At 27.5% G+C, this 10,299-nt stretch carries 10 protein-coding genes, 1 tRNA gene and 1 other annotated feature; of the genes, 9 read left to right on the top strand and 2 right to left on the bottom strand.

Translation table 11 applies throughout. The annotated features are described in order from the left end of the window. Positions 1-97 precede the first annotated feature (97 nt). Positions 98-172, bottom strand: a tRNA-Cys gene (locus tag ACQPVP_RS09675). Between the two features lie 99 nt (positions 173-271). Between ACQPVP_RS09675 and ACQPVP_RS09670 the strand changes: the two genes are divergently transcribed. Further along, positions 272-940: an HD domain-containing protein gene (locus tag ACQPVP_RS09670; RefSeq protein ID WP_430849467.1), complete on the top strand. Its 669-nt coding sequence runs from the start codon at positions 272-274 to the stop codon at positions 938-940. 71 nt (positions 941-1,011) lie between these two features. On the opposite strand, the gene ACQPVP_RS09665 is transcribed toward ACQPVP_RS09670, so the two are convergent. After that, positions 1,012-1,713, bottom strand: a complete 702-nt coding sequence (locus tag ACQPVP_RS09665; RefSeq protein ID WP_430849465.1) for a DUF6873 family GME fold protein — start codon at positions 1,711-1,713, stop codon at positions 1,012-1,014. Between the two features lie 130 nt (positions 1,714-1,843). Between ACQPVP_RS09665 and ytxC the strand changes: the two genes are divergently transcribed. The 8 genes from ytxC to pheT all read left to right on the top strand — a co-directional run bounded on the left by ytxC (position 1,844) and on the right by pheT (position 10,258). Continuing rightward, entirely contained in the window at positions 1,844-2,734 is an 891-nt protein-coding gene (gene ytxC, locus ACQPVP_RS09660) for a putative sporulation protein YtxC (RefSeq protein WP_430849463.1), read from the top strand. Positions 2,735-2,982: 248 nt separating this feature from the next. Then, entirely contained in the window at positions 2,983-3,180 is a 198-nt protein-coding gene (gene rpmI, locus ACQPVP_RS09655) for a 50S ribosomal protein L35 (RefSeq protein ID WP_008679235.1), read from the top strand. Between the two features lie 20 nt (positions 3,181-3,200). Next, positions 3,201-3,560: a 50S ribosomal protein L20 gene (gene rplT / locus ACQPVP_RS09650; protein WP_066892995.1), complete on the top strand. Its 360-nt coding sequence runs from the start codon at positions 3,201-3,203 to the stop codon at positions 3,558-3,560. Positions 3,561-3,674: 114 nt separating this feature from the next. Continuing rightward, positions 3,675-5,015, top strand: coding sequence for a TrkH family potassium uptake protein (locus ACQPVP_RS09645; protein WP_430849461.1), 1,341 nt, complete (start codon positions 3,675-3,677; stop codon positions 5,013-5,015). A 12-nt stretch (positions 5,016-5,027) separates the two neighbouring features. Beyond that, positions 5,028-5,696 carry a potassium channel family protein gene (locus tag ACQPVP_RS09640; RefSeq protein WP_430849459.1) on the top strand — a complete coding sequence of 223 codons (669 nt, stop codon included), beginning with the start codon at positions 5,028-5,030 and terminating at the stop codon, positions 5,694-5,696. A gap of 13 nt (positions 5,697-5,709) precedes the next feature. Next, positions 5,710-6,492, top strand: coding sequence for a TrmH family RNA methyltransferase (locus ACQPVP_RS09635; RefSeq protein ID WP_430849457.1), 783 nt, complete (start codon positions 5,710-5,712; stop codon positions 6,490-6,492). A gap of 66 nt (positions 6,493-6,558) precedes the next feature. Then, positions 6,559-6,773, top strand: a binding site (T-box leader). Between the two features lie 70 nt (positions 6,774-6,843). Next, positions 6,844-7,863, top strand: a complete 1,020-nt coding sequence (gene pheS / locus ACQPVP_RS09630; protein ID WP_430849455.1) for a phenylalanine--tRNA ligase subunit alpha — start codon at positions 6,844-6,846, stop codon at positions 7,861-7,863. 19 nt (positions 7,864-7,882) lie between these two features. Beyond that, positions 7,883-10,258, top strand: coding sequence for a phenylalanine--tRNA ligase subunit beta (gene pheT / locus ACQPVP_RS09625; protein ID WP_430849453.1), 2,376 nt, complete (start codon positions 7,883-7,885; stop codon positions 10,256-10,258). Positions 10,259-10,299 lie beyond the last annotated feature (41 nt).

The following is a 10,299-nucleotide window of genomic DNA, read 5'->3' as shown; positions in this document are numbered from 1 at the left end:
GCTAGCGGATTTTTTATACAGATAGCGATAGCTTCATGTTTTTATTAGGCTGCCATAATGTTAACTAAGTGACATTGCCTAAAAGGCAGCTCTTTTTTGGAGGCACCACCCAGATTTGAACTGGGGAATAAAGGTTTTGCAGACCTCTGCCTTACCACTTGGCTATAGTGCCAGAGTTTATATTAATAGTATATACCTATATTATATTTTTGATACTTTTAGTTAAATAAAAATTTTATATATGAAGATAATACTAATAGGAGGTGTTAATTTGGACACATTTAACAAAATAAATAAGATATTATTAGATAGTGAAAATCCTTCTATTGAAATTGAAAAATTAATGAAGGAAGAATATTATAATAATAGCATTTTTGAAATTTTAACAAAGTTAAAAGATATTCCTCAAGATAAGAAGTTTCATCCAGAAGGAAATGTATGGAATCATACTAAGATGGTTATTGATTTTGCAGCTAAGGTTAGAAATTACTCAAATAATAAGGAAATGTTTATGTGGTCAGCTTTATTTCATGATATAGGGAAAATAACTACTACTAAATTTATAAAGGGAAGGTATAGATCCTATAACCATGATACAGAAGGGGAAAAAATTAGTTATAATTTATTAAAGGAATATATATCTGATAAAGAAGCAATTAATATTAGTGAAACAATTAAGTTTCATATGCATCATATTTATATATTAAAGGATTTGCCTTTTTCTGATATCTCTAACCTTACAAAAAGCAATAATTACAATGATATAATTTTACTCTTTATATGTGATAAGCTAGGAAGAGGAAAGCAGAATAAGGAAGATAAGATAAGGGTATTAAATGAAGTAAAAGTTATCTTAGACAAGCTTGAAAGAGAAAATAGCAATATTAATAATGATATTAAATTAAAAATAGAGGAAATAAAAAATATAATAATAAAATAGAAGGCAAGTTTGCCTTCTATTTTATTATTATATAGAAACATTTATATAGAAAATACGTATTATATAAAAGATTAAATTACAAAAAGACTTCCTCTATCAGTAAGTTTACTATTTTTTAAATAAATAGGTTTAACATTATATTTACTTAAAAATGAAATGACTTCATTACCATATTTATAATGATTTAAATCTCCAAAAAAAGCCATTGTATTATTATTTATTAATCCTCCTGTGCCACCAATAAATCCATAATTTAAGCCTTCTAGAATAATATCACCAGGTGGGAGTAGCAAGATATCGAAATCGTACTTGCATAATGAATTATAAATACCAGAATCATTTGTTATTAATGCTTTATCAGAAACATATAAACAAGAACATTTAGTATAGCCTTGTTTAACGTTAATTAGAATTTTATCTTTTTGATCATTAAGTAGGTTTTCATCTGTAAATTTTAAGTTATGTATAAAATATTTTTCTAAAATTAAAGCATTTAATATAATATCATTTGGGTAATTATACTTTAGTGAATTTTTACTTTCTATATAAGTTATTCCTTTATCTTTTAAATTATTTTTAAAATTGTTATTTATATTTTTGTTTATAATCACCTTTTTAGACTTCTTATCTAATATATTAAATTGAATATCAACATGACCATTTATAGATTCATATAAATCATTACATATTGGAATTTCAATAATTTCTAGACCAAGAGAACTTAATTTTTCTTTTTCAGGATAAGTTGTTCTATAGTCAACAAAACAAACCATAATAACCTCCTAAACAAATTTAGTTAATTTATTATAAAATATTAAAAGTTATTTGTCGATTACTAAGAAATAATTTTTGAATATAGTTAATTTTTTTATACATACTATTATTAGAAAGGGAGTGAAATCCATGCTTGTATTAAGACTTGTTTATAACAGCGACTTAGATTTTGTAGGAGAAATTCAGGAGTTAAGATCAGTCCTAAAGAAAAAAGACATTAAAATAGGAATAGTTGAAAGTGTGGAATTGGATAATCATATAATAAAGATATTATGTGATGATAATAGTTTTAATGAAAGAGTTAAGGAAATTATTAATTTATATATAAGTAATGTACTATATAAAATTGTTTTAGAAAAATATAAAGAAAAAGAAATGTTTGATTATTTAACTGAAAATTATTTCTTTTTAAAACAGGATGAAATAATTGAGGTTGAAGAAGAAATTATGCGGATTTTATTAGGAAATGAAGCTTTGAATTTTGATAATCTAATATATTGCATGAATAAAATAAACTCTATAATTGAAAAAATTAAAAATTGTTTAGAAGAAAACTCTGAAATTAATATAAATGGTTTTATTAGGTTTAGAATGAAAGAACTTAGAGAAGATATAGAAAATATAATTGATAAAGTTATAGAGAGTTATATGGTCGAAAAGGAGTATAAGGAGTTTATTAAGCTTTTAAAATATTTCGTAGAAATCCAGGAAAGCAAAATTGAAGAAATAAATATAGTAATAGAGGAAGGGGGAAACTATTTAATTATAGATAGAAATAAAAATGATATATTCAAGGAATTTATGAAAGAATTAATTGAATGTAAAGTTGATAGTGATGTTAAAATGGAAGATATTATAATTAGTGGATTAATAACTAATGCACCAAAAAGAGTTATAATACACGGTAAGAAGAATTGTAATAATAAAGAGTTTATGGATACTATTGAAAGTGTTTTTGAAAATAAGGTGTATTTTTGTAATAAATGTACATTATGTACTGAAAAGCAAGTTAAATTATAAAATAATATTGACAAGTTTTTTGTCAAATAATATAATTACTATTGTTAAGAAGAAACAAAGCCGTTTCTCACCTTACGGCATAGCTTAGTAAGGTAGTATATTCTATTTTAATTTATTGATATTTAAATTAAAGAATGGATATTGTGAGGACGGCATAATGCTGTCTTTTTTATTTTGTATAAGTTTGTAAATATCTTAGTTATTTTTAGACTTATTATTAAAGCATAATTTGAGAGGAGGATTTTATTATGCCAAAAATGAAAACACACAGAGGTGCAGCAAAAAGATTTAAAAAGACTGGAACTGGAAAATTAAAGAGAGCTAAAGCTTTTAAGAGCCATATATTAACTAAGAAAAGCTCTAAGAGAAAGAGAAACTTAAGAAAAACAGCTTATGTTTCAACAACTCAAGAAAAAGCAATGAAAAAATTATTACCATATTTATAAGATTATAGGAGGATTGGAGCATGGCAAGAGTTAAAAGAGCGGTAAATTCACGTAAAAATCATAAAAAAGTATTAAAGCTTGCAAAAGGTTACTACGGTGGAAAGAGTAGATTATTCAAAACTGCTAACGAATCAGTAATTAGAGCTTTAAGAAATGCTTATGTTGGAAGAAGATTAAAGAAGAGAGATTTTAGAAGACTTTGGATAGCAAGAATTAATGCAGCTACAAGAATGAATGGTCTTTCTTATTCAAAATTCATAAATGGAATCAAATTAGCTGGAATAGATATGAACAGAAAGATGTTATCAGAAATAGCTATCAATGATCCAAAGGCATTTGCAGATTTAGTAGAATTAGCAAAAAGTCAATTAAATAAGTAATTTACTGCGACCTGGTGGTCGCATTTTTTGTAGACAAAATAGAAATAAAATTGAAAAAATAGTAAACAATAATTAGTGTTAGTACAAAATTTAGTATATCTGTGAGGTGAAGATATGCAACATAATCTTAAAAAATTTTTTAAGTTAAATGGAGTTCAAATAGTATCGCTAGGATTTTTAGTATTAGTATTAATTGGTGCAGTCTTACTTACTCTACCTATTTCATCTAAAAGTGGAGAAGGTACTAATTTTTTAGATGCAATGTTTACGTCTACTTCTGCAGTTTGTGTTACTGGGTTAATAACATTGAATACTAGTACACATTGGAGTATATTTGGTCAAATAGTTATAATGATTTTAATAGAAATTGGTGGACTTGGATTTATGTCTTTTGCAGTATTACTATCTTTAATTTTAGGAAAGAAAATTACTTTAAGAGAAAGATTGGTTATGCAAGAAGCTATGAATACACATTCTATTCAAGGACTTGTTAAAATGGTGAAATATATTTTAATATTTACGGTATCAGTTCAGTTTTTTGGATCATTATTATTATCAACTCAATTTATACCTGTATATGGATTAACTAAAGGAATATTTTATAGTATCTTTCATTCTATATCAGCATTTTGTAATGCTGGATTTGATTTGTTTGGAACAAGTCTTGTTAATTTTTCAAATAATTTTGTTGTAATTTTAGTCATAAGTGCACTTATTATTATTGGGGGATTAGGCTTTGCTGTACTTTTAGAAATTTATGAATTTAAAAGAATAAAAAATTTTTCAATTCATTCTAAATTAGTTCTTATAACTACTGGGATATTAATTTTTACTGGATTTATATTAATGTTGTTATTTGAATATAGTAATCCAGAAACTATAGGTTATATGAATATAAGAGATAAATTTCTAAATTCGTTTTTTGCATCAGTATCTCCGAGAACAGCAGGATTTAATAGTGTTTCAACTAGTGATATGACTTTAGCTAGTAAGTTCTTAACAATAATTTTAATGTTCATTGGAGGATCACCAGGATCTACTGCTGGAGGATTAAAAACGGTTACTTTTAGCATTTTAGTTTTAACAGTTATTTCGGTAATTAAAGGAAGAGAAGATACTGAAGTGTTTGGTAGAAGATTTACGAAGGAAATAGTTTATAAGGCTTTTACTATTGCATTTATAGGGATATCTTTAGTAATTATTGTAACTATGATATTATCATATACAGAGGTTGGTGTTAGTTTTATTGATTTGTTTTATGAATCTGTATCAGCTTTAGGAACTGCTGGATTAACACTTGGAGTAACACCAAAATTAAGTTTAGTAGGAAAGATCCTCATTATGTTTATGATGTATCTTGGAAGAGTTGGTCCATTAACAGTAATGTTAGCTTTGACAAGAAAGAAAAAGAAGTCAGGGTACAAATATCCAGAAGGAAAAATTTTAATTGGATAGGAGATGAAGTAGTTGGCTAATAAACAGTTTGTAATTATAGGACTAGGAAGATTTGGTTCTTCAATAGCTAAAACTCTATATTCTTTGGGGAATGATGTATTAGCTATAGATAAGGATGAGGATGTAGTTCAAGAAATTGCAGATAGTGTTACTCATGCAGTTCAGTTAGATGCAACTGATGAAAGTGCATTAAGATCTTTAGGAATAAGAAATTTTGATGTAGCAGTAGTTACAATAGGTGATAACATTCAATCAAGTATTATGGCTACTTTATTAGTTAAAGAGCTAGGAGTGAAATATATAATTGCTAAGGGGCATAATGATTTACATGAAAAGGTATTATATAAAATTGGAGCTGATAGAGTGGTACTTCCAGAAAAAGATATGGGAATTAGAGTTGCCCATAACTTAGTATCGGCAAGTATTTTAGATTATATTGAGTTATCAAAAGATTATAGTATTATGGAAATTCAAGCATTAAGAGAATGGTCTGGAAGTACATTGAACAAATTAAAGCTTAGAAGTAAATATGGAATTAATGTAATGGCTATAAAGAGAGATGATAAAGTTAATTTATCTCCATCAGCAGATGATATAATTGAAGAAAATGATATAATAGTTGCTATAGGGTCAGCAGAGGACTTAAGCAGGTTAGAAGGCATGATAGTTAAATCAAAATAATGAGGTGATTGCTTTGATTTATATTGAAAGTAAAGATAATAATTTATTTAAGTTTGTAAAAAAACTTAAGGAAAGAAGATTTAGAGATAAAGAAGGACTTTTTATTTTAGAAGGACTTCGCTTGATAGAAGAAGCTATAAAAGCAAATATGGATATAGAATATATTATTATATCTAAAGATTATGAAAATAAGTTTAATGGATTATTAGTAGAAAATAATATTTCAAGTAATAAAATAAATATATTAGCTAATAATTTATTTATACAAGTAGCATCGACAGAAAATCCCCAGGGGATTATAGCTGTTATTAAAAAAAATAACAAGAAAAAAGATTTAATTGGAGATTTCTTTTTAATTTGTGATAAGGTTCAAGACCCAGGCAATTTAGGAACTATTATTAGAACTGCTCATGCAGCAGGAGTGGATGGAATAGTTTTAACAAAGGGAACTGTAGATATATATAATGATAAAACTATTAGGTCTACTATGGGATCAATATTCTATGTCCCTATATTTTATGATGATGATGATTTTACTATAATAAGAAATATGAAAAAAGATGGATTTAGTTTAGTTGCAACATCTTTAAAAGAATCAAGGGATTTTTTTGAAGAAGATCTTAAGGGAAAAATAGTCTTAGCCGTTGGGAATGAAGGTAATGGAATAAGTGATGAACTTTTTGATTTAGCAGATAAAAAAGTAAAAATTCCAATGCCAGGAGGGGCAGAGTCGCTAAATGTATCCATTGCAACGTCTATTATTTTATTTGAAAAAGTAAGACAAAATTTGATTTAGTAATAATTCTAAATTACTATTGAAATTATTTATATTTATTTGTATAATTAGTTGTAAAATAAATATGTAAAGACTGTGAATGAGAAAGTAGATATAAAGGACTTTTCAGGGAGAAATGGCCTAAGACTGTAAGCTGTTTTAAAGAAATTTATATTGAAGTTCGCTCAGGAGTCCTAGAAGTGAAATAATAGTAGTTTCTAGCGGATTTTCCGTTATTTAAATTAAGTTGGGTTAAGATTTCTTAACCAATTAGGGTGGTAACGCGACACTTCGTCCCTTTATAGGGGACGGAGTTTTTTTATTCTTTAGAAAATTATATTTTCTAATTATATTAATAAGGGAGGAAGAAAAATGCAAGAAAAGTTAATGTCTATTAAAGAAAATGCATTTAATGAATTAACAAGTGCAGATAGCAGTTCAAAATTAGAAGAAATAAGAGTAAAGTATCTAGGGAAAAAAGGAGAATTAACAACTATACTAAGAAGTATGGGAGGTTTATCTAAAGAGGAAAGACCAGTAGTAGGTAAACTTGTTAATGAAGTAAAAAAAGAAGTTGAAGATAAAATAGAAGAAAAACTTAATGCAATTAAAGAAAAAGAAAAAAATGACAAATTAGCTTCTGAAATTATAGATATTTCTATGCCTGGAAAGAAAAATATGATAGGAAAGAGACATCCTCTTGATTTAACTTTAGAAAGTATGAAGGATATCTTTATATCTATGGGATTCACAGTAGAAGAAGGACCGGAAGTAGAGTTAGATTATTATAACTTTGAGGCCTTAAACATACCTAAGAATCATCCAGCAAGAAGTGAACAAGATACATTTTATATAAATGATAATTTAGTATTAAGAACTCAAACTTCACCAGTTCAAATAAGAGTTATGGAAAATCAAACTCCTCCAATAAAAATGATAGGACCTGGTAAAGTTTATAGATCAGATGCAGTTGATGCAACTCATTCACCAATATTCTACCAAATGGAAGGATTAGTAATAGATAAGGGAGTAACTTTTGCTGATCTTAAGGGTACATTAGAGCTTTTTGCTAAAAAAATGTTTGGAGATAAGGTTAAAACTAAATTTAGACCTCATCACTTCCCATTTACAGAACCTTCAGCAGAAATGGATGCAACTTGTTTTGTTTGTGAGGGGAAAGGATGTAGAGTTTGTAAGGGAAGCGGTTGGATAGAACTATTAGGATGTGGAATGGTTCATCCACAAGTACTTAGAAATTGTGGTATAGATCCAGAAGTATATAGTGGATTTGCCTTCGGATTTGGTGTTGATAGAATGGTTATGCTTAAATATGGCATTGATGACATCAGATTATTATATGAAAGTGATATGAGATTCTTAAATCAATTTTAATTAACAGGAGGTAAAGGATATGAAGGTACCATTTAATTGGCTTAAAGATTATGTTGAAGTAAATATAGATGCAAAAGAACTTGGAGATAGATTAACTTTATCAGGATCAGCATTAGAAGAGGTTATTATTCAAGGTGATGAAATTAAAAATATTGTTACAGGTAAAATTGTAGAAATAACACAACATCCAGATGCTGATAAATTAAAGGTGTGTCAAGTAGATATTGGAAAAGAAATAATCCAAATAGTTACAGCGGCAACTAATATGAAGGAGCAAGACATAGTTCCAGTTGCTCTTCATAAATCAATTTTAGCTGATGGAACTGAAATAAAAAAAGGTAAACTTAGAGGAGTAGTATCTAATGGTATGTTTTGTTCTGAAGAAGAGCTAGGTATAGCAGGAGATGAACCAGTACATGGTCTTATGATATTACCAGCTGATGCTCCACTTGGAATGGATATCAAAGAATACTTAAATCTTAATAAATCGATTTTAGATTTTGATATTACTTCAAATAGACCAGATTGTTTAAGTATTGTTGGTATGGCAAGAGAAACAGCAGCAACTTTAGGAACAGCTTATAAGATGCCAAACTTAAACTATGAAGTGAAAAGTAATGAAAATATAAATGATAAAATAGAAGTTGAAGTTAGAGACTCACTTTGTAGAAGATATATGGCTAGAGGTGTTAAAAATGTTAAAGTTATGCCTTCACCAGCTTGGATGCAAGAAAGACTATTAGAAGCAGGGGTTAGACCTATAAATAATATAGTTGATATTACTAACTTTGTTATGTTAGAAATAGGTGAACCTATGCATGCCTTTGATGCAAGAGAAATTAAAAGTGGTAAAATTGTAGTTGAAAGAGCAAAAGATAATGAAGTATTTGTTACTTTAGATGGAATTGAAAGAAATTTAGACTCATCATTCCTTTGTATAAAGGACAATGAAACCTCTATAGGTCTTGCAGGAATTATGGGGGGATTAAATTCAGAAATTCAAGATGATACGATAGAAGTTATATTTGAAGCAGCAAATTTTGATGGAACTAATATTAGAGTTAATTCTAAAAAGTTAAATTTAAGAAGTGAAAGTTCATCAAGATTTGAAAAAGACATAGATCCAAACCTTGCTGAGTTAGCTATAAATAGAGCTTGTGCATTAGTATGTGAGCTTGGTTGTGGAGAAGTTATGGAAGGAACTATAGATATATATAACTCTAAAAAGGAAGAGGGACATATTACTGTAGATTCTAAATGGATAAATAAATTCCTAGGAACAGAAATTTCTTCTGAAGATATGAAGAAGTATCTTGATTTATTAGAGTTAAAAACAGAAATAAATGGAGATAATTTAGATATAACAATACCTACTTTTAGAATAGATATTGCTATAAAAGAAGATATAGCTGAAGAAATTGCAAGAATTTATGGATATGATAACGTGCCAGCAACTATATTTAATATTTCTACTGGTAGAGAGCCTAAGTACAAAAATGAATTACTAAGAGACTTAATGGTTAGTAATATGGTATCAAGTGGTTTAAATCAATCCATAAGTTATTCATTTATATCACCTAAGGTATTTGATAAAATTAATCTTCCTGATGATAGTGAATTAAGAAAGGTTATAAAAATCAAAAATCCATTAGGTGAAGATTATTCAGTTATGAGAACAACTACTATTCACTCTATGATGGAATGTTTAGGAAGAAATTATTCAAGAAATAATGAGTATGCAAGATTATTTGAAATAGGAAAAATATATATTCCTAATGAAGATGAAAGTGTTATGCCAACTGAAAAAAATATTTTAACTATTGGAATGTATGGTAATTGTGATTATTTAGATCTAAAAGGAATAGTTGAAAATGCTCTTGAAGCATTAGGTTTAAATAAAGTAATGTTTGTAAGAGAAAGTGATAATCTAAGTTACCATCCAGGAAAAACAGCAGCGTTAATGATAGGTAATAAAAAGGTTGGTGTTTTAGGAGAAGTGCATCCAGATGTTTCAGAAAACTATGGAGTAGATACAAATTGTTACTTAGCAGAATTAAACTTAGATTTATTATTTGAGTATGCTAAAACAGATAGAAAATATAAGGCTTTACCTAAGTTCCCAGCAGTTACAAGAGATATAGCACTTCTTGTAAATGATGAAGTTTTAGTTCAAGAAATAGAAGAAACTATTAAAAAAGCTGGTGGTAACCTAGTAGAAAAAGTAGCATTATTTGATATATATAAAGGGGCTCAAATACCAGAAGGTAAGAAGAGTATAGCATATGCAATAGCTTATAGAGATGAAAGAAAGACATTAACAGATAATGATGTTAATAAGGTTCATGATAAGATTTTAAGAAGTCTTGAATATAAGCTTGGAGCTACTTTAAGATAATAATTAATTAAATAGGTAAAAGTGAAGAGAAATTAAATTTT

Source organism: Clostridium nigeriense (assembly GCF_050585265.1).
Classification (GTDB): domain Bacteria; phylum Bacillota; class Clostridia; order Clostridiales; family Clostridiaceae; genus Clostridium; species Clostridium nigeriense_B.
The sequence above is the reverse complement of the archived record's forward strand: the minus strand, read 5'-3'. Positions and strand labels throughout refer to the sequence as shown.